The organism is Streptomyces sp. Y1, from assembly GCF_041053115.1.
Classification (GTDB): domain Bacteria; phylum Actinomycetota; class Actinomycetes; order Streptomycetales; family Streptomycetaceae; genus Kitasatospora; species Kitasatospora rubellomurina.
Map to the genome: position 1 here is coordinate 4407249 of NZ_CP163445.1, position 26085 is coordinate 4433333.

Here is a 26085-nt window from a genome sequence, read left to right on the forward strand (position 1 = left end):
CGGTCAGGAGGTCCGGTCGGCGATGCTCAGCCGGGCCAGCGCCCGCGGCTCGACGAGCCCGGGCAGCAGCAGCGTCCACAGCTCGCCGATCCGCCGGACCAGGTCCCGCCGGTCGGTGAGCACCTGGGAGCTGAGCTGGATGCCGGTGACGGCCCCGGTGATCACCCCGGCGGCCGCGCCCGGGTCGACCCCGGGGCGCAGTTCGCCGGCCTCCCGGGCCTGCTCCAGCAGGCCGCGCACCAGGTCGATCCAGCCCTGGTAGGCCGCGATCTGCGGCTGGGTGAAGCTGCCGTGCTCGATGGTGAGCCGGATGCTGCCGCGCACCAGCGGGTCGTCCAGGAGGGCGTGCGCGAAGGCGTAGCCGAGGTCGATCAGGATCTGCACCGGGCTGTCCGTGGCGGGCTTCCAGGTGGCGATCCAGGCGCCCTGGCCCTCGATGACGGCGAGCGCGAGCTCTTCCTTGGAGTGGAAGTGGAAGTAGAGGGCGCCCTTGGTGACGCCGGCGCGGTCCAGGATCTCGGCCATGGTGGCGGCGGCGTAGCCGCGCTCGTCGAACACCTCGGCCGCCGCGACGAGCACCGCCTGGCGGGTCGCCAACGCCCGGGCCTGCCTGGCCATCGCAGCCTCCCTGGATAGTTCTGGCGCCCCGGTGGCGGCCTGTTCCACGAGGCCGGCGGGGCGGCGGGCCGCATACCGTCCGGTAGGTATCCTACCGAGCCGCGTCGGGCCCGACCGGTGCGGTCGGCACCCCTGCGGGGTTCCCGCGGGGGGTGTCCCGGGCACGCCGGACGGCCGGCCACCCGCGTGGGGTGACCGGCCGTCGGGAGCTGCGCGGTGCGTCAGGCGGCCTGCTGCCAGCTGACCGGCGAGTAGTACGCCGGGCGGCGCTCCAGGCGCTGCCAGCTGGCGATCGGCTCGATCGGCGCGGCGGCGGCCGCGGCCTGCTGGGCGGCCGTGGCGCGGGCCGCCAGGACGGCGGTCAGGGCGGCCAGCTCCTCGTCGCTGAGCGAGCCGCGGACGATCCGGATGAGGGGTTCGGCGGTAGCGGTCATGTTCTGGTTTCTCCCCCGGTGACTGTGGTGTGTGATGGCCCGGGTGTGCGGCCAGTGGACGCGAAGTACCGTGCTACATCGGCGGGTTGCCGTGCTTGCGGCTGGGCAGGTCGGCGTGCTTGGTGCGGAGCATGGCCAGCGCGGAGGCGATCACCTGGCGGGTCTCCGCCGGGTCGATGACGTCGTCCACGAGGCCGCGCTCGGCCGCGTAGTACGGGTGCATCAGCTCGTCCTTGTATTCCTTGATCTTCTGGGCCCGCATGGCGTCCGGGTCCTCGGCGCCGTTGATCTCGCGCCGGAAGATCACGTTGGCGGCGCCCTCGGCGCCCATCACGGCGATCTCGTTGGTCGGCCACGCGTAGGACAGGTCGGCGCCGATGGAGCGGGAGTCCATCACGATGTAGGCGCCGCCGTAGGCCTTGCGCAGGATCAGCGAGATGCGCGGCACGGTGGCGTTGCAGTACGCGTACAGCAGCTTGGCGCCGTGCCGGATGATGCCGCCGTGCTCCTGGTCGACGCCGGGCAGGAAGCCCGGCACGTCCAGCAGGGTGACGATCGGGATGTTGAAGGCGTCGCACATCTGGACGAAGCGCGCGGCCTTCTCGGAGGCGTTGATGTCGAGCACGCCGGCCAGCGACTGCGGCTGGTTGGCGATGATGCCGGTGACGTGGCCGTCGACCCGGGCCAGTACGCAGAGCACGTTGGTGGCCCAGCGCTCGTGGACCTCCAGGTACTCGCCGTGGTCGACGATCTCCTCGATCACCTTGCGCATGTCGTACGGGCGGTTGCCGTCCGCGGGCACCAGGTCGAGCAGGCTGTCGTTGCGGCGCTCGACCGGGTCCTCGGTGACGACCGAGGGCGGCATCTCGCGGTTGTTCTGCGGCAGCAGCGAGAGGAGGTAGCGGACCTCCTCGATGCAGGACTGCTCGTCGTCGTAGATGAAGTGCGAGACGCCGGAGACGCCGGCGTGCACGTCCGCGCCGCCGAGGCCGTTCTGGCTGATCTTCTCGCCGGTCACGGCCTGGACGACGTCCGGGCCGGTGATGAACATCTGCGAGGTCTCGCGGACCATGAACACGAAGTCGGTCAGCGCGGGGGAGTAGGCGGCGCCGCCGGCGCACGGGCCGAGCATCACCGAGATCTGCGGGATGACGCCGGAGGCCTTGGTGTTGCGCTGGAAGATGCCGCCGTAGCCGGCGAGGGCGGTGACGCCCTCCTGGATGCGGGCGCCGGCGCCGTCGTTGAGCGAGACGAGCGGGGCGCCGGCCGCGATGGCCATGTCCATGATCTTGTGGATCTTCTGCGCGTGGGCCTCGCCCAACGCGCCGCCGAAGATCCGGAAGTCGTGCGCGTAGGTGAAGACGGTGCGCCCGTGCACGGTGCCCCAGCCGACGATGACGCCGTCGGTGTGCGGCTTCTTGGCCTCCAGGCCGAAGCCCTGGGCGCGGTGCCGGCGCAGCGGCTCGACCTCGTGGAAGGAGCCCTCGTCCAGCAGCAGCTCGATGCGCTCGCGGGCGGTCAGCTTGCCCTTCGCGTGCTGGGCCTCGGTGGCCTTGTCGCTGGGGCCGCGGCGCACCTGCTCGCGCAGCGCGTGCAGCTCGGCGACCCGTCCGCGGGCGTCGGTCGGGGTCTCGGAGGCCTCGTCGCCGACCGGCGCCTCATGCACAACCGTCATCTCGAACCACTCCAATGGTGAGGGAACTGTCCGACAGCCAACGTCTGCTGTGCCCCCGGCTGCGAATCACTTTCTTCACTTATGACTGTACGAGGGGCCGTGCGTCGGTTTCGGCGTCGATTCCGTACAAGGTCGGGTTCGTTTAGCTGTCAGGGCTGGACAGAACCGGAGCGGATCAAGCCAGCGCGCTCGGTGTCCGTTCGAATACGGCGGGTCGTCGGGAGGGTGATGACCGGATGATCCGCACATGAAGAAAAGTGCAGGTCAGGGGTGCTGGTGAGGGGTTCTGAGGGGTCGTTCCGGGCCCGGTTCGGAGCCGGCTCGGATCCGTCGCCCGGTCGGCGCCGACCGGCCTCCGGAGGTGCCCAGTCGTAGGGAAGCGCCAAAAACGCCGAAGCCCACCCTGGGCCGTCCGGGTGGGCTGTCCGGGGGAGCCCCGCGGGCTGTCCGGAGCGGAGCGAACCGCTCCCCAGCTCAGCTCTTGCGGCCGTCGTCCGGCTCGTCCTTGCCGCGCAGGTCCTCCTCGCGGCGGCGCAGGTCCGCCTCCCAGCGCTTGAGCATCTCCTCGTGGTCCTTGTCGCTCTTCTTCAAGTCCTTGAGGGAGGCGAGGAACTCCGGGTCGTCGTCCGGCGCCAGCGGACGGCCGCCGCGCGCACCGCCGTACCCGGGCCCGGCGGTGTCGGCGCCCCCGGCCGCGGCGGCCCGGTGGAAGCCCCGCTGCTTGCCCGCGATCAGCCAGGCGATCGGGCCCAGCGGCGGGAAGAGCAGCACGATCAGCACCCACACCACCTTGGGCAGGTGCTTCACCTCGTCCTCGGGCGTGGTGAGGCAGTCGACGAACGCCCACACCCAGAGCGCGAGCGGAAGGATGATGGTCAGAAGAATCCGCGGCATGGCTGCGATCTCCCCCCGGCGACGGCGGTAGCGGCGGGCGCCTTCCCGGGGCCCTTGACCAAGCCAGGCTATCGGGTGGCGGATACTGACAGGCATGGCATACGACGATCTCCGCTCGTTCCTCCGGGCCCTCGACCGCGAAGGCGACCTCAAGCGCATCAAGGCGGAGGTGGACCCGCACCTGGAGATCGGCGAGATCGTCGACCGGGTGCAGAAGGCCAAGGGCCCGGCGCTGCTCTTCGAGAACGTCAAGGGCTCGTCGATGCCGCTGGCGATGAACGTCTTCGGGACGGAGCGCCGCCTCGCCAAGGCCCTCGGCCTCAAGGGCCCGGACGACATCTCCGAGAAGATCGCCGGTCTGCTCAAGCCCGAACTGCCGCAGGGCTTCACCGGCTTCCGCGACGCCTTCGGCAAGCTCGCCTCGATGACCCACGTCCCGCCGCGGCACGTCAAGGACGCGCCCGTGCAGGAGGTCGTGCTCACCGGCGACGACGTCGACCTCGACCGGCTCCCGGCCCTGTTCACCTGGCCGCTCGACGGCGGCTCCTTCTTCAACCTGGGCCTCACCCACACCAAGCACCCCGACACCGGCATCCGCAACCTCGGCCTCTACCGGCTCCAGCGGCACGACCGGCGCACCATCGGGATGCACTGGCAGATCCACAAGGACAGCCGCAACCACTACGCCGTCGCCGCGAAGCGCGGCGAGCGCCTGCCCGTCGCGATCGCCTTCGGCTGCCCGCCGGCCGTCACCTACGCGGCCACCGCGCCGCTGCCCGGCGACATCGACGAGTACCTCTTCGCCGGGTTCATCGCCGGCGAGCGGGTGCGGATGGTCGACTGCAAGACCGTGCCGCTGCAGGTCCCGGCCGACGCCGAGGTGGTGGTCGAGGGCTGGCTGGAGCCCGGCGAGATGCTCCCCGAGGGCCCGTTCGGCGACCACACCGGCTTCTACACCCCGCAGGAGCCGTTCCCCGCGCTGAAGATCGACTGCGTGACGATGCGGCGGCGGCCGATCCTGCAGTCCATCGTGGTCGGCCGCCCGCCGACCGAGGACGGCCCGCTGGGCAAGTTCACCGAGCGGTTCTTCCTGCCGCTGCTGAAGATCATCATCCCGGACATCGTCGACTACGACCTGCCCGAGGCCGGCGGCTTCCACAACTGCGTGATCGTCTCGATCGACAAGAAGTACCCCAAGCACGCCCAGAAGACGATGCACGCGATCTGGGGCGCGCACATGATGTCGCTCACCAAGCTGATCATCGTGGTCGACGCCGACTGCGACGTCCACGACTACCAGGAAGTCGCCTGGCGGGCCTTCGGCAACGTCGACTACAGCCGGGACCTGACCGTCGTCGAGGGCCCCGTCGACCACCTCGACCACGCCTCCTACCAGCAGTTCTGGGGCGGCAAGGCCGGCATCGACGCGACCCGCAAGCTGCCCGAGGAGGGCTACACCCGGGACGGCGGGTGGCCGGAGATGGTGGCCTCCGACCCGGCCACGGCCGCGCTGGTCTCCCGGCGCTGGAAGGAATACGGACTGTGAGCACGGCGGCGTTCGAAACCCCGGGGCGTACCAAGGCCTTCCTGCGCCTGGTGATGATCGAGCACTCGGTCTTCGCCCTGCCCTTCGCGTACATCGCCGCACTGACGGCCATGTTCCTCGCCGACGAACGGGTGCACTGGGGCGAGCTGTTCATCGTCACCGTGTGCATGGTCGGGCTGCGGACCTTCGCGATGGCGGCCAACCGGATCATCGACCGCGAGATCGACGCCCGCAACCCGCGCACCGCGGGGCGCGAACTCGTCACCGGCGCGGTCTCCTTGAAGACCGCGTACGTCGGCTCGGCGGTGGCGCTGGTGGTCTTCCTCGGCGCGGCGGCCATGCTCAACCCGCTCTGCCTGGCGCTCGCGCCGGTCGCCGTCGTGCCGATGGTGGTCTACCCGTACGGCAAGCGCTTCACGGACTTCCCGCAGGCGATCCTCGGCATCGCCCAGGCCATGGGCCCGGTGGGCGCCTGGCTCGCGGTGACCGGCCGGTGGTCCTGGGACGCCGTCGTGCTCGGCGCGGCGGTCGGCATCTGGATCGGCGGCTTCGACCTCATCTACGCCTGCCAGGACGTCGAGTCCGACCGCGAGAACGGCGTGCGCTCCGTCCCGGCCCGCTTCGGCGTCCCCGCCGCGATCCGCGGCGCACGGGCCTGCCACGTCGCGACCACGCTGCTGCTGGGCTGGTTCGCCGTCCTCACCCACGCCGGCGCGGCCTTCTGGATCGGCCTGGCCGTCGTCGCGGGCGCGTTCGTCTACGAGCACACCATCGTCAAGCCGAACGACCTCTCCAAGCTCAACCGGGCCTTCTTCCAGACGAACAGCTTCGTCGGCGTCTCCCTGTTCTTCTTCGCCCTGGCCGACCTCGTCATCCGCGGCCTCGGTATCTGACGATGCCGCTCGGGCCTCGCTCAACTTCGGCGTGTACGCCGCCGAGGGATCCCAGGTCGCGTACGCGCGCGTGGTCACCGACCTCGCTACCTTCGCCTGGCTGTGCGACGTCTACGTGGCCCCCGGCCACCGGGGCCACGGTCTCGGCACCTGGCTGGCCGTCGCGGTGCGCGACCACCTCGCCCCCTACCGGCTCAAGCGCGTGCTGCTCTCCACCCGCGACGCGCACGGCGTGTACGCGAAGGCCGGCTTCGTCCCCTTCCCCGATCCTGACCGCCTGATGATCCTCTGACGCCGCGGGCGGTCACCGCCGCAGGGATTCGGCGAGGGCGGTGCCGGTCAGGGCGGCCGCGAAACCCGCAGGTCACCGGCTGGGTGGGGGCGCTACGATCGCGGTCGGATTTCGTGCGGAGGGGGATGCAGGGTGGAGAGCGAGCAGGTCGACGAGCAGGCCGTCGAGAAGAACGCCGAGCCGGTCAAGGAGCGGGCGGGGATCAAGCTGGCCGCCGTGGTGGCGCTGGCCGGCGGGGTTCTGGCCGGGTTGTGGGGGATGGGGCTGATCGACGGCCGCTCGCAGGCGGCGGACGAGGACGAGGCCAAGCCGGTCGCGTGCCAGACCCCCCGGCCGACCGATTCGCAGGGCTATGCGGCCGTCTGCGCCGCGCTGAACCGGTCCGACCTGCCGGCGCTGCTGGGCACGCCGGACGACCGCATCCTGACCGCGCACCCGATGCCGATGGCGATCGGCACGGACCCGATGGTCGAGGTGCGCCTGCGGGACAGCGCGGTCGCCGTCATCGAGGGCACCACCTCGGTCGACGACATGCTCGGCATGCCGCAGTTCTTCGCCTCGAAGGCCACCGTCCTCGGCCACCCCGCCGCGATCTACTCGAGCAAGGCGGTGGTCTTCGGCCCCGCGGACGGGAAGGACGGGAAGAGCGGGCTCCAGAACGGGCCCGGCACCCGGAACCTCATCGTCGCGGAGGACGCCAAGGCCTCCGGCGGCCGGGCCGTCGAGATCGACGTCTTCCGGCGGGACGGCGGGGCCGTCGACGACGCGACGATGTACCGGCTCGCCGAGAAGCTGCTGCCGACCATGCCGGGCTGGGTCGCGGGGTCGTAGCAACCCTCAGCGTCCGTGGCCGGCGGGCCGGAGGTCGCCGGTGATGGCCGGGCGGACCTTGGTGAGCAGCAGGTCGAGGAACTGGTCCGGGTGGCGGAAGCCCGCGAAGTGGCTGGCGCCGCGGATCAGGGCGAAGTCCTTGACCGGCGCGGTGACGTCGTCGACGAGGCGGCGCGCGGGCTCGGGCGGGGTGAGGACGTCGCCGTCGCCCTGGAAGACGAAGAACGGGATCCGGAACTCCGTCCCCTCGGCCCGTTCGTCGATGGTCGCGGCCTGGGACTGCAGCGCCAGCGAGACGTGCATGGCCTTCATGGACGACCGCAGCCCGCGCAGCGTGTGCAGGGGCGAGAACCAGAGCGAGCGCACCACGACGGTCTTCATGGTGTCGTACGAGAGCGGGTCGGTGGTCAGGACCAGCTTGTTGTACTCGTCGACCTGCTCGGTGGTCCGGGCCCGCCGGTCGACGCCCATCGCCAGGACGGCGGCCAGCTGCTTCCGCTTCCCGGCTGCCCGCAGCCGCCGCACCAGCGCGTCGTACGCCGTGCGCTCCCGGCCGCCGTCGATGACGTTCTGGTCGGTGCCGACGTAGGCGGAGTACAGCTCGGGGTGGTTGCGGGCGAGCCGCAGGCCGAGGACGGTGCCGAAGGAGTTGGCGACGAGCAGCAGCCGGTCGACGCCGAGGCGCTCCCGGGCGTACCGGGTGACCTCCAGGGCGTCGCGCTGGAGCTGGTCGAGCGTCAGCGCGCCCTGGTTCTCAGGGCCGTTGGCGAAGGTGAAGCCCGCGCCGCGCATGTCCCAGCGGACGATCGTGAAGTGCCGCTCCCATCCGCGGGTGCGGGGGAGGAAGGGCAGGTTAGAGGCGCCGGGGCCACCGTGGATCTCCAGGATCACGGGGTTGCCGCGGTCCTCGCCGCGGATGGAGACCCACTGGTCGATCCCGCCGATCCGGACGAAGCCGGACTCGTCGATGCCCGCCGCACCGGTGATGCGCAGCCGTTCGGCGAGCGCGGCGCGCTTCAGCTGCCGGTAGCCGAGGAGACCGGCGACGGGAGCGGCGAGGGCGGCGGTGGAGGCGATGGCGATGGTGGCGAGCATGGTGTATCTCCCAAACTGTTTACTGCTTCAGCAGTTCCGACGTGTTTAAGGTATACACAGTTCCCGGGCGCGTCAACGGGCGCCGCCGGGACGACGAGGAAGACGACGAGGAAGGGGAGCCGGAGATGGCCAAGGAGAAGCCGCGCGACCTGCGCGCGGGCATCGCGCTGCTGTGGGGCGAGCAGGACCGGCCGACCCGCGGCCCCAAGCCGAGCCTGACCCCGCAGCGGATCGCCGCGAGCGCGGTGGCCGTCGCCGACGCCGAGGGGCTGGACGCGGTCTCGATGAGCAAGGTGGCCGCGGAGTTCGGGGTCTCCGCGATGGCGCTCTACCGCTACGTGCCGGGCAAGGCCGAACTGGTCGAGCTGATGGTCGAGTCGGTGCTCGCCGAGGTCCCGGACGTACGGACGGCGGGGGACGGCTGGCGGCCCCGGATCGCCGCGTGGGCCCGCCACTGCGAGCGGGTCAACCTCGCCCACCCCTGGCTGATCGCGGCCACCGCGATGCGCCGCCAGCTGATGGGTCCGCACCAGCTCGGCTGGCTCGACGCGGCGCTCACCGCCCTGGAGCCCACCGGGCTGAGCGCGGCCGAGCAGCACCGCGTCTTCGTCCTCGTCGCCGGCCTGGTGCGGACCCTCGTCCAGCAGCGGCTCGATTTCGACGAGGAGCACAGTCGCGAGTGGGGGCGCCTCACCGGCGAGGTGCTGGAGCGGCACGCCGACCGCTTCCCGGCGCTCACCCGTGCGATCGCCGGCGGCGCCTTCGCCCCGGACCCGGTCGACCCGTTGGAGTTCGGTCTCGCCCGCATCCTCGACGGGGTCCAACTCCTCATCGACAAGCCCTAGTCGAGCTTCGGCGCGTCCGGGTGGTACGCGCGCTGGCGCTCGACGGGCGCGGCCCGGAAGTCTCCGGCGCCGTTGACGACCTCGCCGACGCCGACCCGGATCCCGTGCGCCCGGCCGAAGCCCTTCAGCACCCCGCCCCGCCCGTCCGGGTCGGGGTGGGCGTGCGAGCCGCCGCCGGCCAGCTCGACGGCGCGGGCGGAGATCGGGCCGAGGACCTGGCTGCCGTCGCCGAGGCGGCAACTTCCGCTCAGCTCGGCGCCGTTGGCGATCCTGACGGCGTCGCCGAGTCTCATCCGGTCGGTGCCGGCGGCCTTGATCCGTGCGCCGCCCTCGCCGATCAGCGCGCCGCGCCCGATGGTGACCAGGGCGCCGCCGCTCGCGGTGATCCGGGCGCCGCCGTACAGGACGGTCCCGGGCTGGAGGACGCACCGGCTGCGGGCGTCGCACTCGACCGCCGCGCCGGGGTACAGCACGGTCTCCGGGCCGAGCCGCACCCACGTGGACACCAGCACCGAGAACGGGTCGAGCACCACGACCCCGCGCTCGGTGAGTGCCATCAGCTCGCCGGGCGTGAGCAGGCCGCGTGCCCGCCGGACGCCGTCCAGCCGCTGCCAGAACTCGCTCTCGATCATGATCGTCGGATCATACTCAGGGCCGCCCGCGGTGCGGCAGAATCGGGGTGCGACGAGCGCGAACGCCCCCGAGGAGAACCGTGATCGGCAAGCTGCAGTGCCTGGTGATCGACTGCCCCGAGCCGGCCGTGCTCGCCCGGTTCTACGCCGCCCTGCTCGGCGGCGAGGTCGACCGCCCGGACCGGCGCTGGTCGCTCGGCGAGCGCTGGTCCACCCTGCACCTCGACGACGGCGCGGTGCTCTGCTTCCAGGGCGTCGCCGACCACCGGCCGCCGCGCTGGCCGTCCGCCGAGCACCCCCAGCAGGCGCACCTGGACGTCGACGTCGCGGACCTCGACGGCGCCGAGCGCGAGGTGCTCGCCCGCGGCGCCGTCCGGTTGCACGACGCGGGCGGCTGGCGGGTCTACGCGGACCCGGCCGGCCACCCGTTCTGCCTCGTCCGGGGCTGACGCGGTCAGCCCCGGACGATCTCCATCTCGATCTCGCGGTGGGTGTCGTCGCCCGGGACGGGCCCCGACGCGCCGGTGGGCTTGAAGCCGGCCCGCGCGTACATCGCCGCGGCGCGGGCGTTGTCCTCGTGGACGTACAGCCGCAGCCGCCGCACCACGGGCTCGGTGAGCGACCAGGACCACTGCGCCGCCGCCCGGACGAGGTCGTCCGCCAGGCCGGTGCCGCGCGCCTCGGGCCGGACGAAGACGCCGACGAGGTGCGTCTGCGGGGCCTCGATGACATCGCCGTCCAGGGCACCCTTCCCGCCGGGCAGTTCGACCAGCACGGTCATCGAGCCGAGCCAGCGCCCGTCCTCGGCCACCGCGACGAGCTGGCACACCGAGTCGCCCTCGGCGGCGTTCGCGGTGCGCTCCTGCCAGAACTCGTCGGGCCGGGCGGCGGCCTGTTCGTGCGTCTCCAGGAAGGCGATGGCCGCGACCGGGTCGAGCAGGGCGTCCAGCCGCAGCTGCTTGACCTGCCGCCATTCCTCGCTGCGCACTCGTCTGATGGTGATGTTCATCCGACGATGATTCCATCGCCGCAGGTGGCGGCCGCAAGCGGATTTCCGGAGCGGGCGGCCGGGCCCCGGAGCGGGTCAGTCCAGGACGATCCGGTCGCCGAGCCGCAGCCGGCCCGGCGCGGCGACCTCGGCGAGGGCGTCCAGCCGGCCGTCGTGGGCGTGCACGATCGCCTTCAGGATCTCCGGGGCGTGCGGCAGCCCGGGCTGCGGGGCGCCCGTCATCACGCAGCGCTCGCTGGAGTCGACGAAGGCCAGCCGGGCGCTGCCGGGGGCCTCGCCGCGGGCCTGCCGGCCGAACCACTCGTCCTCGACGAACGGCGGGGTGCCGGGCGGGGTGCGCAGCACGATGTTCGGACGGAACCGGCGCTCGTCCACGACGGTCAGCGGGACGGCCTCGCGGACCCAGTCCAGGGTGGCGGTGGTGACCACGCTGACCGGCAGCCGGTCGACGTGCGAAACGGCGTCCTCGCGGGCGAGTTCGACGTCCTCGCGCAGCAGGTAGGCGCGCAGGAAGGCGGTCGGGTCGGCGACCGGGCGGCCGAGCGGGTCGAACAGCTCGGGGCCGTCGATCCGGCGGCCGAGCCGGGCGGAGAGCCGGAGCAGGCCGTCCATCCGGCGCAGGCGCCGGGTGTTCTTGCCGGAGCCGAGCCGGCCGGCCGCGTCGCGGACGGCGTAGAGGCGGTCGCCGGCCAGGCCGCGCCCGTCCACCTCGACGGAGTCGAGCCGCTCGCCGCCGGTGGATTTCACGGGGTAGCGCCAGAGTCGCTCGATCACTCCGATGATCTCAGCCATGGCCGGAAAGCGTAGCGGCGGCGCCCGGGGATGGTCTAGACCAAGTCCCGGGCGTCGGGCGGGCGGTGGCCCGGGGCGCGTCCTGGTTCAGCCCAGCCGGGCCACCGCCCGCACCGGCGCGCCGTCCGCCGCGACCAGCCGCAGCGGGAACAGCGAGACCTCCACCGGCCGCCCGGCCTCCTGCGCCTCCAGCAGCAGCCGAAGGTCCGTCAGGTTCTCGGCGATCACCCCGCCGCCGCTCGCCCCCAGCAGCACCCGGTGCGCGGCCAGCGTCGGCTCTTCGGCGGCCGCGCCCTGGTCGTGCTCGTCGGTCAGGTCGGCGAGCAGCGCGGCCACCGCCGGGTCGCCCGGGCCGGGGTCCGCGGTCGGGTCGACGCTGAGCGCGTCCACGCCGACCGTCCGCACCCCGGCGGCCACGATCGCCTCGGCGGCGGCCGGGGTCAGGCTGGGGTGGGCGAGGTACGCGTCGGTGCCCCAGTGCCGGGCCCAGCCGGTGGCCAGCAGCAGCACGTGGCCCGCGCCGCAGCGCTCCAGCGCGGGCGCCAGCAGGTCGGGAGTGACGGCCGCCCGGGGCGCCAGCCCGCGCAGGTCGGCCACCACGGCCGGGCCGGTGAACAGCTCCAGCGGCAGCCCGTCCAGGGTCGGCCAGGTGACGTCCACGTGGTAGGGCGCGTCCACGTGCGTCCCGGACTGCGAGCCCAGGTGCAGGGCCAGCACGTTCACCCCGGCGGTGGCGGTGGTGAGCGCGGGCTCCAGCAGGACGGACGGGTCGCCGGGGTAGACCGGCATCGCGGTGGTCACCTGGTGGGTGAGGTCGACGAGGGTCGCTGCCATGGCCCCATCCTCCCAGGGGTGACGGGATCGCGGACCCTCCCGGCGGCGCCCGGGCCGAACCGGCAGGTGGAGCCGGGATACAAATGCCCCATGGGAACTGCGAAGCGTCAACCGTGGGTGGTCGGGGTCTCGGGCGCGTCGGGGACGCCGTACGCCGCCTCCGTGATCCGGGCGCTGCTGGCCGCCGGCGAGGCGGTGGACCTGATCGTCAGCCGCGCCGCCCGGCTGACCATCCTCGACGAGACCGGCATCTCCTTCCGCGACGCCCACTGGCGCGCCGACCTGGCCGCCTGGTTGGACGTCGACGAGGACGCCCTCGCCGACGTCCGCTACTGGTCCGCCGGGGACTTCGCGGCCGGCCCGTCCAGCGGCTCCTACCCGGCCAAGGGCATGCTGGTGGTGCCGGCGACCACCGGCGCGGTGGCCGGGATCGCCCTCGGCCTGAGCAAGGACCTGCTGCAGCGGGTGGCCAGCGTCACCCTCAAGGAGCGCCGCCCGCTCGTCGTGTGCGTGCGCGAGACGCCACTCAACGGGGTGACGTTGAAGCACCTCGTGGAACTCGACGCGCAGGGCGCCGTGGTGCTCCCCGCCTCGCCCGGTTTCTACGCCGGCGGCTCCACCGTGCGCGAACTCGTCGATTTCGTGGCCGGCCGGGTGCTGGACGCCGTCGGCGTGCCGCATTCCCTGTACCTGCGCTGGGAAGGGGAGTTGGGGGCGGCGGCCCGTCAAACGGGCGGCGCGGGCGGCGCACCGGCTGAGGGGGAGTAAGACGACCGGGGGCGGGAGAGTATCTTCTCTGCGATATCCGGGTCGTTCAGCGCACAGCGCCTTCGAATCCGGATAATGATCTGTGGGTCTGGTGAGGTTCGGAAGGACGCGGACGGTATATGGACACGGTGGACAGACAGCTCATCCAGGCGCTCCGGGAGAACGGCCGCGCGTCCTACGCCGAGCTGGGCCGGCTGGTCGGCCTCTCCGGACCGAGCGTGACGGACCGCATCAACCGGCTGGAGCAGGCCGGTGTGATCACCGGCTACCGCGCGACGGTCAACCCGGCCTCGCTCGGCTTCGGCGTGACGGCCCTGATCGGCCTCCAGCTGACCGACGCCGCCGACCACGACGACGTCGGGTTCCGGCTGAAGGACCTCAACGAGGTCGAGGACTGCTGGTTCATCGCCGGCGACGACTCCTACATGCTCAAGGTCCGGGTGGCCGACGTGGCCGGCCTGGAGTCGGTGGTGAAGCGGATCTCCGGCACCAAGGGTGTGGCCCGTACCCGTACCACCGTCGTACTCTCCACCAAGTGGGAGAACCGGGTGAGTGAACTCCCCCCCGTAGGAGAGTGACGCGATGGCACTGGTCGGTCTGGAGGAGCTGCGCGCCGCCCGGCAGCGGATCGCGGGCGTGGTCGTCCGCACTCCGCTGGTCCCCGCCCCCTGGGCGGACGAGGGCGAGCGCCGGCTCTGGCTGAAGCCGGAGAACCTCCAGCCGACCGGCGCCTTCAAGACCCGCGGCGCGTACAACCGGCTGGCCGCGCTGACGGCGGACGAGCGTGCGCGCGGCGTGGTCGCCCAGTCCAGCGGCAACCACGCCCAGGCGGTGGCGTACGCGGCGCGGCTGCTCGGGGTGAAGGCCGTGATCGTGATGCCGGACACCTCGCCGGCCGTCAAGGTCGAGGCCACCCGCTCGTTCGGCGCCGAGGTGGTGCTGGTCGCGCCGGGGGAGCGGGACACCCTGCCCGCCGAGCTGGCCGAGCGGCACGGCTACGTCTGGGTGCCGCCGTACGACGACCCGTTCATCGTCGCGGGCCAGGGCACGGTCGGCCTGGAGATCGCCGAGGACGCCCCGGCCGAGCTGGACACCGTCCTGGTGCCGGTCAGCGGCGGCGGCCTGATCGGCGGCACGGCGGCCGCGCTCAAGCTCACCCGCCCGGGCATCCGGGTGATCGGCGTGGAGCCCGAGCTGGCCGCCGACGCCCGGGCGAGCCTGCGCGCCGGACGCCGGGTGGAGTGGCCGGTGGCCGACACCTACCGGACGATCGCGGACGGGCTGCGCACCCCCTCGGTCGGCGTGCTGCCGTACGAGCACATCACCACCTACGTGGACGACATCGTCACCGTCACCGAGGACGAGATCCGCGCCACCGTCGCCCTGCTGGCCCGGCGCGGCCGGCTGGTCGCCGAGCCCTCCGGCGCGGTCGCCCCGGCGGCCTACTTCCACCGGGCCGCCGAGACCGGCGGACAGGCCGTCGCCGCCGTCGTGAGCGGCGGCAACATCGACCCCGCCCTGCTCACCGAGCTGCTGTCCGTCTAGGCCCGGCTCTCAGCCGCATGCCCTCGCCGGGCCTCCGTGTGCATAGGCGTACGCTCGTCTCCGGCAAGGATTCGAAAGTCGGAGGAGGCGGGTCACCGCATGGACGCAGGGCTCAAGCGCGAGCTGGAGGCGAAGGTCTACGCGGGTGAGCGGCTGACCCGCGAGGACGGGATCGCGCTCTACGAGAGCGACGACCTGGCCTGGCTGGGCGGCCTGGCCCACCACGTGCGGACGCGGAAGAACGGCGACGTCGTCCACTTCAACGTCAACCGCCACCTCAACATGACCAACGTGTGCAGCGCGTCCTGCGCGTACTGCTCGTTCCAGCGCAAGCCGGGCGAGAAGGACGCCTACACGATGCGCATCGAGGAGGCCGTCCGCCTCGCCAAGGCGATGGAGAGCGAGTCCCTCACCGAGCTGCACATCGTCAACGGCCTGCACCCGACCCTGCCCTGGCGCTACTACCCGCGCTCGCTGCGCGAGCTGAAGGCCGCCCTGCCGAACGTCTCGCTGAAGGCCTTCACCGCCACCGAGATCCACTGGTTCGAGAAGATCAGCGGCCTGTCCGCCGACGAGATCCTGGACGAGCTGATCGACGCCGGCCTGGAGTCGCTGACCGGCGGCGGCGCGGAGATCTTCGACTGGGAGGTCCGCCAGCACATCGTCGACCACGACACCCACTGGGAGGACTGGTCGCGGATCCACCGCCTGGCGCACTCCAAGGGCCTCAAGACGCCCTGCACCATGCTGTACGGCCACATCGAGGAGCCCCGCCACCGGGTCGACCACGTGCTGCGGCTGCGCGAGCTGCAGGACGAGACCGGCGGCTTCCAGGTCTTCATCCCGCTGCGCTACCAGCACGACTTCCACGACTCCAAGGACGGCGTCGTGCGCAACAAGCTGATGGCCCGCACCGAGATGGCCACCGGCGCCGAGGCGCTGAAGACCTTCGCCGTCTCCCGGCTGCTGTTCGACAACGTCCCGCACGTCAAGGTCTTCTGGGTGATGCACGGCGTCGCCACCGCCCAGCTGGCGCTCAGCCACGGTGCGGACGACATGGACGGCTCGGTGGTCGAGTACAAGATCACCCACGACGCGGACAACTTCGGCACCCCGAACAAGCTCGGCCGCGACGACCTGCTCGGCCTGATCCGCGACGCCGGCTTCCGCCCGGTCGAGCGCAACACCCGCTACGAGACCATCCGCGAGTACGAGGGCCCGGACCCGCTGCGCCGCGAGTCCCCGCAGGCGATGCGCCTCTGACTCCGCCTCCTCCTCACCCGTCGCCCGGGCCGGCACTCGGCCCGGGCGACGGTGTCTTCACGGCCTCCGCACGCGACCCGGGTTTACCAACGGGTACGGCGTTTGGCAGGATCGAGGACATGTCCGGTTCCCATCGCGCCACCACGTACCCGCCGTACGAGCCGATACCGGAGCCGGTGTACGAGGTGCCGCAGCCGTCGTACGACAGCTACGACGGGTACCAGCAGCAGGGCTGGTACGACGGACAGCAGCAGTACCCGCAGGCCGCTGACGGCTACTACGAGGTGTACGAGCAGCCGTCACAGCAGTTCCAGCAGTTCCAGCCGTACGCCGACCTGGCCGAGCCGGAGTACCAGCCCGAGCCGTACGCCCACGCGTACCAGCCCGAGGCCGAGTACCAGCCCGAGGCCGAGTATCAGACCGAGCCCGAGTATCGGACCGCGCCCGAGTCGTACGCCTACGAGTACCGGCCCGAGCCGGAGCCCGTCGCCGAGCCCCTGCCCGAAGCGGCCGTCGCCGCCCCCGAGGGCTCCCGCTCCGCCGCCCGGGGCCGCCGCCGCAAGGCGAAGCCGAAGCGCCACGGCAAGGCCGTGATGGCCGGCACCGCGCTGCTCGTCGCGGCCGCCGCCGGCTGGTACACCGTCGGCCAGGACGACGCCCGCCCCGCGCTCACCGCCGCGGACGGCCCCGGCCCGGACGCCAGCCGCCCGGACCAGCCGGCCCCCACTGCAGCGCCCGCCGCCGTGCAGGCCGCCGCCGACCGGCAGGCCCAGCCCGCGGCCGCCACCCGGGGCGAGGCCCGGGCGGACGCCTCGGTGGCCGCGATACCCGGCCTCGGCCCGAGCTTCACCGCGAAGATCCCGGCCGAGACCACCCAGGTGCTGGTCGCCTCCGGCCAGGACAAGAACACCGACAAGAACACCGTCGTCCTGTGGACCCGCACCCCCGAGGGGCGCTGGCTGGCCGGGGAGACCTGGCAGGGCCACAACGGCAAGAACGGCTGGACGACCGACCACAACCAGGGCGACCTGCGCAGCCCGGTCGGCGTCTTCTCGCTCACCGACGCGGGCGGCCGCAAGGACAACCCGGGCAGCAAGCTCCCGTACGACAAGGACCCGAGCTTCGTGGTCTCCGGGACGGGCTTCTTCGGCGACCAGCTGGCCGGCTCCTTCGACTACGTGGTCGCGATCAACTACAACCGGGTCGCCGGCAGCTCCCCGCTCGACATGCGCCGCCCGATGGGTGCCGGGAAGGGCGGCGGCATCTGGCTGCACGTCGACCACGACGGCCCCACCCACGGCTGCGTGTCCATACCCGAGGACAAGATGGCCCAGCTCATCCGTACCCTGGACCCGGCCGCGCACCCGGTCGTGGTGATGGGCGACGCGGCCGCGCTGGCCGCCTGACCCGGCCGGACGGGCCGTCCGGGGGCGTCCGGGGGCGTTCGGGGAGGTCGGAAGGCCGTACGGGGCAAGACGCCTTGTCGGTCTCCTACAGATCGGGGCCGATGATCCTGTGCCGGTCACGCCCAGCTGACCAGCGGGTAACCGGGTTCCATGGCGTTATGAGCGGTTCTCGCATTGTGGCACTCGGGCACTACCAGCCCGCCAAGGTCCTCACCAACGACGATCTGGCGGCGCTCGTCGACACCGACGACGAATGGATCCGCACCCGGGTCGGGATCCGGTCCCGGCACATCGCCGAGGAAGAGACCCTGGTCGACCTCGCCACCGAGGCCGCGCAGAAGGCGCTCGCGCGCAGCGGCCGCACCGCCGAGGAGATCGACCTCGTCGTGGTCGCCACCTGCACCGCGATCGAGCGCAGCCCCAACACCGCCGCCGCCGTGGCCGCCCGGCTGGGCGTGCGCTCGCCCGCCGCGTACGACATCAACACCGTCTGCTCCGGCTTCTCCTACGCGCTGGCCACCGCCGACCACGCGATCCGGGCCGGTGCGGCGAGCCGCGCCCTGGTGATCGGTGCCGAGCGGATGTCCGACACGCTCGACTGGACCGACCGCTCCACCTGCGTGATCTTCGGCGACGGCGCCGGCGCCGCGGTGGTCGAGGCCCAGGAGGAGGGCGCCGAGCCCGGCATCGGGCCGGTGGTCTGGGGCTCCGAGCCGGAACGGGGCGACGCCGTGGTGATCACCGGCTGGGACCCGGTGATCAGTCAGCAGGGCCAGTCGGTGTTCCGCTGGGCCACCACCCAGCTCGCCCCGCTCGCCCGGCAGGCCTGCGAGCGGGCCGGGATCGAGCCGTCCGAGCTGAAGGCCTTCGTCCCGCACCAGGCCAACCTGCGGATCATCGACGCGATCGCCGGGAAGCTGGGCCTCGGCGACGGCGCCGTGGTGGCCCGGGACGTGGTCGACTCCGGCAACACCTCGGCGGCCTCCATCCCGCTCGCCTTCTCCAAGCTGGTCGAGCGCGGTGAGCTGGCCCCGGGCGACCCGGTGCTGCTCTTCGGCTTCGGCGGCGGCCTCGCCTACGCCGGCCAGGTCGTCCGCTGCCCGTAGGAAGACCGGTCGTCGCCCGGAACGCGACATGCCGGTGGGCGGGCACCCCGTGTGAAGGGTGCCCGCCCACCGGCATGTCTGGCGCGCGTGCGGTACGTCGGCGGACCTCCCCCGAGGACACGGCCGCCGTCCGTCGTTCCCCGGACAGGAGGCCGGGGCTGCGCGCGGAGCGGATGGTGGATCGAACGGATGGTCCTACTTGGGCGCCTTCTTGCCGGTGACGCCCAGGTACACCAGGGGAGCGAGATTGGGCTTGAGGTCCTTGACCTTGACGCCCCAGGAGGTGAAGGCCTTCTGGTGCTCGGCCGCCGAGGCGAGCAGCGAGACCAGGGCCCCGGCGACGGCGTTCGGGTCGAGCGACTTGTCGGCCTGACCCTTCGCCTGGAGTTCCTTGACGGCCTCCGCGAGCGGCTTGGCGACCGCGTTGAGGACGGTCATGCGGATCTTGAAGAACCGCTTGTCCCCTTCGGCTGCACCCAGCGTGACCACGCGGAGAATGGCGTCGTTCTTGCGCCAGAAGGCGAGGAATCCGTCGACCAGTTCTTCCGAAGTGGTCGGGCCGGACTTCCCTGCCCAGGACTTTCCGGCCACCAGCTCTTTGAGGGTGTCGGCGTCCTTGGCCATTTCCTCGGCGATTTCGAGGACTGCGCCCTCGACATCCGGGAAGTACTGGTAGAAGGTCGCGGGGGAGGTACCCGCCATACGGGCGACGTCGATGACCTTGACGTCCCGATAGGGCGACGTGCTGAGCATCTCGCGGAGGCAGTCGAGCAGCTTCTGCCGCGTCTCCTGTCCGCGTCGCCCGGCGACGCGACCGTCGACGGTGCGAACTTGTCCTGTCATGCCGTCAGCTTACCGTGGCACGATCTTGGCGCGATTCGGTGATGCGACTATTACTCCGCACGGGGGTTGCTATAGCGCCGTGAACCACTTCGGACGGATATTCACCGGACCTCGGCCGTTCTGTTGTAGCCCCCCCGTGTGCTGTTGATTCCATAGCGTGACGGCGAGTCCGCTGAGGGGTGGTCGTGTGACAGAGCGTGACGGAGTTGGCCGGGGTCTGCGGGGGTTTCGTGTGGACCGTCCGGGCCCGCGGGCGCAAGCGACTTACGGAGCGGGCGTCAGAATCCGGCCTTTCCGTCATCCCTGACCGGGGGGCGCCCGGCGGTGGCCGCCGGGCGGGGGAGGTTGGAGATGCGCCGGGCGGCATTGGAGAATCGGGTCCGGCACCACGCGGCGGGTGCGGACAACGGGGAGGTGGCAGCGGAGTGGACCAGCTGACGGCGCACGATCCGAGGCGGATCGGGCCCTTCGAGGTGCTGGGGCGGCTCGGCGCGGGCGGGATGGGGCTGGTCTACCTGGCGCGCTCCGCCGCGGGGCGGCGGGTGGCCATCAAGACCGTCCGGGGGGAACTGGCCGAGGACGAGTTGTTCCGGGTCCGCTTCGCGCGGGAGATCGCGGCGGCCAAGACGGTCGGCGGCTTCTACACCGCAGCCGTCGTGGACGCCGACGCGGACGCCCGGGTGCCCTGGCTGGCCACCGCCTACATCCCGGCGCCCTCACTGGAGGACCTGGTCGAGGAGTGCGGCCCGCTGCCGGCCGGGGCCACCCGCTGGCTGATCGCCGGCATCGCCGAGGCCCTGCAGTCCATCCACGCCGCCGGGCTGGTCCACCGCGACCTCAAGCCCTCCAACGTGCTGGTGGTCGAGGACGGCCCGAAGGTGATCGACTTCGGCATCGCGGCCGGGGTCTCCAGCACCCGGCTCACCATGACCAACGTCGCGGTCGGCACCCCCGCCTACATGTCCCCCGAGCAGGCCAGGGACAGCCGGGCGGTCCGCGGCGCCAGCGACGTCTTCTCGCTCGGCTCGCTGATGGTGTTCTGCGCCACCGGCCACCCGCCGTACCGGGGCTCCAACCCGGTCGAGACGGTGTTCCAGCTGCTGCGCGAGGAGCCGGACCTGTCCGGCATGCCGCCCGAGCTGATGGACCTGGTCCGCGCCTGCATGCGGCAGGCGCCCGAGCACCGGCCCACCCCGGAGCAGATCCAGGCCGAGCTGGCCCCGCACCTGTTCTCCCGGGACGACGCCTCCGGCGAGGCGGGGGACTGGCTGCCCCCGGACGCGCTGGCGCTGATCGAGCGCAAGCGCCGTCCGATCCGCCCGGCGGCGGGCCAGTCCGCCCCGACCGGCGGCCAGTCCGGCCTCTCCGTGCCGCCCCCGCCGCCCCAGCGGCCGCCGGTCTCCCAGGCCGGCGCCCCGCAGGCCGGGGTCTCGCAGGCGCCGGTCCGGCCGCCGCACGCCGGCCCGGAGGACCCGCGCACCCACGCGGGCGTGCGGCACGAGGCCCCGCCGGCCGGTCCGGTGCACACCGCGGCGCCGCCGGTCCGGGCCCCGGACCACGAGGCCGCGACCGCGAAGATCCCGTCCAAGAACAAGCACCGGGCGCCGACCGGCGCGGTGCCCGTCGAGGTGCGGCTGTCCGGCGCCTCCGTGCGGATAGGCCCGGGGCCGCGCGCCGAGCACGAGCAGGCCGCCCCGAGCACCGCGCCGGCCGAGACCGACTGGGTCCGCCGGACGCCGACCGCGCCTCCCGTCCCGCCGCAGCAGCCCGCCCCGGCCGTCCGCTGGCGCCCCTGGCGGTTCCGGATGTCCAACGACGTCTGGGGCACCCCGGTGGTCGCGGACGGCACGCTCTTCGTCTCCAGCTTCGAGGTGCACGCGCTGGACATCGCCTCCGGCGAGCGCCGCTACAAGACCCGGGACGTCGCCTGGGCGCTCGCGGTGGACGCCGGCCGGCTGCACGCCGCGGACGGCCCGCACCTGTACACCGTCGACGTTGCGGACGGTGCCGAGCGCTGGCGCACCTCGCTGGACGGGTGGGTCTACTCGCTCTCCGCCGCGGACGGCGTGCTGTGCTGCGGCGTGCGCGGGGGCGGCGTCCAGCTGCGCTCGGCCGCCAACGGCGCCGAGCTGTGGCGCGCCGACGACGCCCAGCAGGACTACGAGAGCCCGCAGTCCGGGCCCGTCCTGGTGGCCGGTGCCGCCTACTACCACGGGGGCGGACGGCTGCGCTGCGTCGACCCGCGCGGCGCCGGCCTGCGCTGGTCCTTCCCGGTCGGCGAGGACGTGCCCTCGCACCCGGTCGAGCGCGGCGGCGTGCTCTACGTGACCGCCGGCACCCGGGTGTACGCGCTGGACGCGGCCACCGGCGCCGAGCGCTGGCGCTTCGAGGCCCCGGTGGTGCTCTTCACCCCGCCGACGCTGGACGCGGACGCGCTCTACGTCGCCGACTACCTGGGCACCGTCTACGCGCTGGACGCGGCCACGGGCCTGGACCGCTGGCGCGGGGTCACCGGCAGCCGGCAGGGTGCCGAACCGGTGGTGGTCGGGGACGGCATGGTGCTGGTCGGCAGCGGCGAGGTGCTGTATGCCTTCGAGGCGGCCACCGGCCGGGAGCGCTGGCGCTACACGGCGCGCGGCGAGATCGTCGGCTCCCCGGCGCTCGCGGACGGCCTGGTGCACCTGGGCAGCCGGGACCACTCGCTGCACACCCTGGACCTGGCGAGCGGTCAGCTGCGCTGGGAGCTGGGCACCAAGGGCGAGCTGACCGGCTCGCCGGTGGCGGTCGGCGGGCGGGTCTTCGTCGGCTCCAAGGACCGCTGCGTGTACGCGCTGGACGCCTTCTACGGCACGGCGGTGCCGGCCCGGTAGGCCGGTCGGGCCCGGACGCCCCGAGCCCGGTGGGTCAGGCCTGCGCGGCCCGCCGGGCCTCCGGGTGGTGGTGGCACCAGGCCTCCCACGCGGAGGCGACCATCTCGGCGACGTCGTACCGGGCCCGCCAGCCCAGCTCGCGGCGGATCAGCTCGGCCGAGGCCACCACCCGGGCCGGGTCGCCGGGGCGGCGCGAGGTGATCTCGGGGGTGGTGTCCAGCCCGGTGACCTCGCCGATCAGGGCCAGCATCTCGCGGACGCTCAGGCCCTCGCCGCAGCCGATGTTGAGCACCAGGGCGGTCTCGCCGGGCCGGTCCTCGGTGAGCCGGCGGGCCGCCGCGACGTGGGCGGACGCCACGTCGGAGACGTGGATGTAGTCGCGCACGCAGGTGCCGTCCGGGGTCGGGTAGTCGTCGCCGAAGACCAGCGGCGCGCGGCCGGTGGTGATCCGCTCGAAGACCATCGGGACGAGGTTGAACACCCCGGGGTCGGCCAGCTCGGGCGTGCTGGCCCCGGCCACGTTGAAGTAGCGCAGCGAGATCGTCGAGATGCCGTGCGCCCGCCCGGCCGCGGCGACCAGCCACTCGCCGGCCAGCTTGGTCTCGCCGTACGGGTTCATCGGCGCGCACGGGGTCGTCTCGGTCACGAGGTCGACGTCCGGCATGCCGTAGACGGCGGCGGAGGAGGAGAACAGGAAGCGCCGCACGCCCTCCTCCGCGGCGGCCTCCAGCACGGTCTGCAGGCCGATCATGTTCTCGCGGTAGTAGAGGAACGGGTGCTCGACCGACTCGCCGACCTGCTTCTTGGCGGCGAAGTGCAGGATGCCGGTCACGCCGTGCTCGCGGATGACGGCGGACACCGCCGCGCGATCCAGGGTGGAGCCCTTGACCAGGGCGACCTCGGCGGGCAGCCGGGCCGGGTCGCCGGTGCTCAGGTCGTCGAGGACGACGATCCGCTCGCCCGCGTCGACCAGCTGGCGGGCCACGTGCCCGCCGATGTAACCCGCACCGCCTGTGATCAGCCACGTCATGCGCCGATCCTAGGCCGTCCGTCCTCCCGTCGACGTTTCGGGCGAGTCGGGCCCACGATTCGGGACAAAACGGTGAAATGCTGACAAAGATTTCTGTGCTCGCAGCGTGGTCACGAATCGGAGGCAGCCAGGTGAGCCGCAAGAAGGAACACAACCGCCCGCTGCCGGCCGGCCCCCGGCCGACCGGGCCCAAGGCCTTCCGGCGGCGGCTGCTCGCCCCGGTCGCGGTATCGGTGGCGGTCGCGCTGGCCCTGGCCGGGTGCAGCAGTTCCTCCTCGTCGTCCTCGTCCTCGCCGTCCTCCGCCCCACCCTCCGCCCAGTCCGCCGGGACCGGCAGCGGCAGCGGCACCGGGCAGGCCTCCTCGGCCCCGACCGCCCAGCCCGGCGGCCCCAACCAGCTGCAGGACGCGTACCAGCGGGTGATCGCCAACGTGCTGCCCTCGGTGGTGCAGATCACCACCGGCGAGAGCCTCGGCTCCGGGATCGTCTACGACGACAAGGGCGACATCGTCACCAACGCGCACGTGGTCGGCACCGCGACCACCTTCACCGTCACCCTGGCCAACAGCAGTACGCCGCTGGACGCCTCGCTGGTCGCCAGCTACCCCGACTCCGACCTCGCGGTGATCAGGCTCGGCAGCCCGCCGGGCGGCCTCAAGCCCGCCGTCTTCGGCGACTCGGGCAAGGTCCAGCTCGGCCAGATCACCCTCGCCATGGGCAGCCCGCTCGGGCTCTCCAGCTCCGTCACCCAGGGCATCGTCTCGGCGACCGGCCGGACGGTCTCCGAGCCCCAGGGCGGTGGCTCGCCCGGCGCCACCATCGGCAACATGGTCCAGACCTCGGCCGCGATCAACCCGGGCAACAGCGGCGGTGCGCTGGTCAACCTGGACAGCCAGGTGATCGGCATCAACACCCTCGCCGCGACCGAGCCGCAGAGCAACGGCGCGGCCGCCCCCGGCATCGGCTTCGCCATCCCGGCGTCCACCATCACCAGCATCGCCGACCAGCTGATCAAGCAGGGCAAGGTCACCAACTCCGGGCGGGCCGCGCTCGGCGTCGTCGCCCGCAGCAGCTTCAACCAGCAGTTCCAGCCGGCCGGCGCGGTCGTCGTCTCGGTCACCCCGGGCGGCGCGGCCGCCGCGGCGGGGCTGCAGGCCGGCGACGTCATCACCAAGCTCGGCGACACCCCGATCGACTCGCTGAACGCGCTCACCACCGCGCTGGCCTCGCTCACCCCGGGCAGCAAGGTGACCGTCACCTACACCCGGGACGGCAACAGCCGGACCGCCGACGTCACCCTCGGCACGCTCGCCACGCCGTAGCACGGGGCCGCAGCTCCGGTTCGACGCGCCGCCCGGCCCACCGTGCAAGGGTTCCGCCGGGCGGGCGCCGGACCGGAAGGGGCGCCGGGAGTTCCGTCACCGCTGCGACGGGCTCCCGGCGCCCCGTCGCGTCCGGGGGCGTCCGGGGGCCTCTCAGCGGTGCGCGGCGCGGGTGCGCCAGGGGAGCTCGACGGTGACCGTGGTCGGGCCGCCCGCCGGGCTCTCCACCAGGAACACGCCGTCCACCGCGCGGACCCGCTCGGCCAGGCCGGCCAGGCCGCTGCCCGGGTAGGGGGCCGCGCCGCCCCGGCCGTCGTCCCCGACCAGCAGCATCAGCTGGTCCTCGGAGCGCCAGACCTCCACCGAGGCGGTGCGGGCGCCGGCGTGCTTGGACACGTTGGTCAGCAGCTCGCTGACGGTGAAGTACGCGATGCCCTCGACGGCCGAGTCCGGGCGCTCCGGCCGGCCGTCCGGACCGGCCAGGTCGACGTTCACCCGGACCCCGCCGGGGACGGTGCAGCGGGCCGCGACCGCGGACAGCGCCGCGTCCAGGCCGCGGTCGGTGAGCACCGCCGGGTGGATGCCGCGGGCCAGGTCGCGCAGCTCCTGCAGGGCCAGCTTCACCTCGCCGTGGGCGTTCTCCACCATCTTCGTGGCGGCCGCGACGTCGTCCGGGGTCTCCACCTCGCGCATCCGCTCCTTGGCCATGCCGAGGTCCATGGCCAGCGCCACCAGCCGGGCCTGGGCGCCGTCGTGCAGGTCCCGCTCGATCCGGCGCAGGTCGGCGGCGGCGGTGTCGACCACGCTGCCGCGGTCGTCCTCCAGCTCGCGCACCCGCTCGGCCAGCGCGCCCGGGAAGAGCAGCGACTCGATCAGGATCCGGTCCACCGCGACCAGGGCGCGGACCACCCACGGCAGCAGCGGGAACAGCGCGAGGGTCGAGACCAGCGTGAGGGTGAAGCACAGGATGCCCCAGGGCAGCATCAGCACGTGGTAGAGCGCCGATCGCCAGCTCAGCAGGTCGGTGAGGTGAGCGGTGGTGAAGCCGGCCGCCCCCGGACGGCGCGGCCGCACCGGCTGCGGCTCCCCGATCGTGGAGCCGTACGCCGCCCGGGCCCGGTGGCGGCCGGTCCGGCCCAGGGCGCGGCAGCGGGAGAGGCCGAAGGCCAGCAGCGGCAGGCCGACCACGGTGACCGCCAGGCCGGTGCCGACCGACAGCGTGGTGATCGCGAGGACGAAGCCGGCGATGCCCAGCGGCAGGTTCAGCAGCAGCGTCCCGGCCTGCTTCCACATCCGCGCGCCGTACAGCGGGGGACGCTCCATCCGGGCGTCCTGCTCCCTGATCGCGTCCATGGCACGGCGGTGCGGAGGCTTCATCTGGGTCTACCGTCCCCTCACGGTCGGGCTGCTGGTCGGCCGCCGGTGCCGACCGCCGGACCCAAGCTTCCCGAACGACGGGTGCCGGATGCCATGGGGGTGATACATCTGTGCGAGCGGGGGTTATCCCTACCCCCTCCCGCCTCGCGCGTCACGCCCCGGTGT

At 72.9% G+C, this 26085-nt stretch carries 25 protein-coding genes and 1 pseudogene; 14 read left to right on the top strand and 12 right to left on the bottom strand.

Annotation, left to right across the window (positions count from 1 at the left end; all coding sequences use genetic code 11):
• Positions 1-3: 3 nt before the first annotated feature.
• The 4 genes from AB2U05_RS18935 to AB2U05_RS18950 all read right to left on the bottom strand — a co-directional run bounded on the left by AB2U05_RS18935 (position 4) and on the right by AB2U05_RS18950 (position 3621).
• A complete protein-coding gene (locus AB2U05_RS18935; protein ID WP_045699147.1) occupies positions 4-618 on the bottom strand; it encodes a ScbR family autoregulator-binding transcription factor in 615 nt (204 codons plus the stop codon).
• A 221-nt stretch (positions 619-839) separates the two neighbouring features.
• Positions 840-1052, bottom strand: a complete 213-nt coding sequence (locus AB2U05_RS18940; protein ID WP_045699145.1) for an acyl-CoA carboxylase epsilon subunit — start codon at positions 1050-1052, stop codon at positions 840-842.
• A gap of 73 nt (positions 1053-1125) precedes the next feature.
• The gene (locus AB2U05_RS18945; protein WP_369183810.1) at positions 1126-2727 is read right to left on the bottom strand and encodes an acyl-CoA carboxylase subunit beta; all 1602 of its coding nucleotides are present in this window, start codon (positions 2725-2727) and stop codon (positions 1126-1128) included.
• Between the two features lie 474 nt (positions 2728-3201).
• The gene (locus tag AB2U05_RS18950) at positions 3202-3621 is read right to left on the bottom strand and encodes a PLD nuclease N-terminal domain-containing protein (RefSeq protein ID WP_045701375.1); all 420 of its coding nucleotides are present in this window, start codon (positions 3619-3621) and stop codon (positions 3202-3204) included.
• A gap of 94 nt (positions 3622-3715) precedes the next feature.
• Between AB2U05_RS18950 and AB2U05_RS18955 the strand changes: the two genes are divergently transcribed.
• From AB2U05_RS18955 to AB2U05_RS18970, 4 genes and pseudogenes are all read left to right on the top strand, one after another.
• Positions 3716-5167 (top strand): menaquinone biosynthesis decarboxylase, encoded by a 1452-nt coding sequence (locus tag AB2U05_RS18955; RefSeq protein ID WP_369183811.1) that lies wholly within the window; start codon positions 3716-3718, stop codon positions 5165-5167.
• Positions 5155-6060, top strand: coding sequence for a menaquinone biosynthesis prenyltransferase MqnP (gene mqnP, locus AB2U05_RS18960; protein WP_045701448.1), 906 nt, complete (start codon positions 5155-5157; stop codon positions 6058-6060). Before AB2U05_RS18955 ends, mqnP begins: the two co-directional genes overlap by 13 nt.
• Positions 6053-6352: pseudogene (locus AB2U05_RS18965) on the top strand (GNAT family N-acetyltransferase); the annotation flags it as partial. The gene mqnP and the pseudogene AB2U05_RS18965, both read left to right, overlap by 8 nt.
• A 132-nt stretch (positions 6353-6484) precedes the next feature.
• Entirely contained in the window at positions 6485-7183 is a 699-nt protein-coding gene (locus AB2U05_RS18970) for a DUF6215 domain-containing protein (RefSeq protein WP_045701382.1), read from the top strand.
• Positions 7184-7189: 6 nt separating this feature from the next.
• Here the strand turns inward: AB2U05_RS18970 and AB2U05_RS18975 are convergent, their stop codons facing one another.
• The gene (locus AB2U05_RS18975; RefSeq protein WP_045701384.1) at positions 7190-8278 is read right to left on the bottom strand and encodes an alpha/beta fold hydrolase; all 1089 of its coding nucleotides are present in this window, start codon (positions 8276-8278) and stop codon (positions 7190-7192) included.
• 125 nt (positions 8279-8403) lie between these two features.
• Between AB2U05_RS18975 and AB2U05_RS18980 the strand changes: the two genes are divergently transcribed.
• Positions 8404-9123, top strand: coding sequence for a TetR/AcrR family transcriptional regulator (locus AB2U05_RS18980; RefSeq protein ID WP_045701386.1), 720 nt, complete (start codon positions 8404-8406; stop codon positions 9121-9123).
• On the opposite strand, the gene AB2U05_RS18985 is transcribed toward AB2U05_RS18980, so the two are convergent.
• Positions 9120-9755, bottom strand: a complete 636-nt coding sequence (locus tag AB2U05_RS18985) for a hypothetical protein (RefSeq protein WP_369183812.1) — start codon at positions 9753-9755, stop codon at positions 9120-9122. The two genes, AB2U05_RS18980 and AB2U05_RS18985, sit on opposite strands and share 4 nt — an antisense overlap.
• Positions 9756-9835: 80 nt before the next feature.
• On the opposite strand from AB2U05_RS18985, the gene AB2U05_RS18990 reads away from it, so the two are divergent.
• Positions 9836-10204 carry a VOC family protein gene (locus AB2U05_RS18990; protein ID WP_045701390.1) on the top strand — a complete coding sequence of 123 codons (369 nt, stop codon included), beginning with the start codon at positions 9836-9838 and terminating at the stop codon, positions 10202-10204.
• A gap of 5 nt (positions 10205-10209) precedes the next feature.
• On the opposite strand, the gene AB2U05_RS18995 is transcribed toward AB2U05_RS18990, so the two are convergent.
• The 3 genes from AB2U05_RS18995 to AB2U05_RS19005 all read right to left on the bottom strand — a co-directional run bounded on the left by AB2U05_RS18995 (position 10210) and on the right by AB2U05_RS19005 (position 12390).
• Positions 10210-10764, bottom strand: coding sequence for a GNAT family N-acetyltransferase (locus AB2U05_RS18995; protein ID WP_369183813.1), 555 nt, complete (start codon positions 10762-10764; stop codon positions 10210-10212).
• Positions 10765-10839: 75 nt separating this feature from the next.
• A complete protein-coding gene (locus AB2U05_RS19000; protein ID WP_369183814.1) occupies positions 10840-11556 on the bottom strand; it encodes an MOSC domain-containing protein in 717 nt (238 codons plus the stop codon).
• An 87-nt stretch (positions 11557-11643) separates the two neighbouring features.
• Entirely contained in the window at positions 11644-12390 is a 747-nt protein-coding gene (locus AB2U05_RS19005; protein WP_369183815.1) for a cyclase family protein, read from the bottom strand.
• Between the two features lie 90 nt (positions 12391-12480).
• On the opposite strand from AB2U05_RS19005, the gene AB2U05_RS19010 reads away from it, so the two are divergent.
• The 6 genes from AB2U05_RS19010 to AB2U05_RS19035 all read left to right on the top strand — a co-directional run bounded on the left by AB2U05_RS19010 (position 12481) and on the right by AB2U05_RS19035 (position 18478).
• Positions 12481-13158 (top strand): UbiX family flavin prenyltransferase, encoded by a 678-nt coding sequence (locus AB2U05_RS19010; protein ID WP_045701398.1) that lies wholly within the window; start codon positions 12481-12483, stop codon positions 13156-13158.
• 119 nt (positions 13159-13277) lie between these two features.
• Positions 13278-13736, top strand: a complete 459-nt coding sequence (locus tag AB2U05_RS19015) for an Lrp/AsnC family transcriptional regulator (protein WP_045701400.1) — start codon at positions 13278-13280, stop codon at positions 13734-13736.
• 4 nt (positions 13737-13740) lie between these two features.
• Positions 13741-14703: a threonine/serine dehydratase gene (locus AB2U05_RS19020; RefSeq protein WP_045701402.1), complete on the top strand. Its 963-nt coding sequence runs from the start codon at positions 13741-13743 to the stop codon at positions 14701-14703.
• A gap of 99 nt (positions 14704-14802) precedes the next feature.
• Positions 14803-15966 (top strand): aminofutalosine synthase MqnE, encoded by a 1164-nt coding sequence (gene mqnE / locus AB2U05_RS19025; RefSeq protein ID WP_045709146.1) that lies wholly within the window; start codon positions 14803-14805, stop codon positions 15964-15966.
• 119 nt (positions 15967-16085) lie between these two features.
• Positions 16086-17372, top strand: a complete 1287-nt coding sequence (locus AB2U05_RS19030; protein ID WP_369183816.1) for a L,D-transpeptidase family protein — start codon at positions 16086-16088, stop codon at positions 17370-17372.
• Between the two features lie 158 nt (positions 17373-17530).
• Entirely contained in the window at positions 17531-18478 is a 948-nt protein-coding gene (locus tag AB2U05_RS19035; protein ID WP_045701406.1) for a beta-ketoacyl-ACP synthase III, read from the top strand.
• Between the two features lie 195 nt (positions 18479-18673).
• On the opposite strand, the gene AB2U05_RS19040 is transcribed toward AB2U05_RS19035, so the two are convergent.
• The gene (locus AB2U05_RS19040; protein ID WP_031063307.1) at positions 18674-19321 is read right to left on the bottom strand and encodes a TetR family transcriptional regulator; all 648 of its coding nucleotides are present in this window, start codon (positions 19319-19321) and stop codon (positions 18674-18676) included.
• Between the two features lie 425 nt (positions 19322-19746).
• Here AB2U05_RS19040 and AB2U05_RS19045 point away from each other — a divergent pair, with 425 nt between their 5' ends.
• Positions 19747-22191 (top strand): PQQ-binding-like beta-propeller repeat protein, encoded by a 2445-nt coding sequence (locus tag AB2U05_RS19045; RefSeq protein ID WP_369183817.1) that lies wholly within the window; start codon positions 19747-19749, stop codon positions 22189-22191.
• 34 nt (positions 22192-22225) lie between these two features.
• Here the strand turns inward: AB2U05_RS19045 and galE are convergent, their stop codons facing one another.
• The gene (gene galE, locus AB2U05_RS19050) at positions 22226-23221 is read right to left on the bottom strand and encodes a UDP-glucose 4-epimerase GalE (protein WP_045701410.1); all 996 of its coding nucleotides are present in this window, start codon (positions 23219-23221) and stop codon (positions 22226-22228) included.
• A 131-nt stretch (positions 23222-23352) separates the two neighbouring features.
• Here galE and AB2U05_RS19055 point away from each other — a divergent pair, with 131 nt between their 5' ends.
• Positions 23353-24543, top strand: a complete 1191-nt coding sequence (locus AB2U05_RS19055; RefSeq protein ID WP_369183818.1) for a S1C family serine protease — start codon at positions 23353-23355, stop codon at positions 24541-24543.
• Between the two features lie 153 nt (positions 24544-24696).
• Here AB2U05_RS19055 and AB2U05_RS19060 read toward each other — a convergent pair whose 3' ends face one another.
• Complete coding sequence (locus AB2U05_RS19060; RefSeq protein WP_045709163.1) at positions 24697-25866, bottom strand: sensor histidine kinase; 1170 nt, start codon at positions 25864-25866, stop codon at positions 24697-24699.
• Positions 25867-26085: the final 219 nt, after the last annotated feature.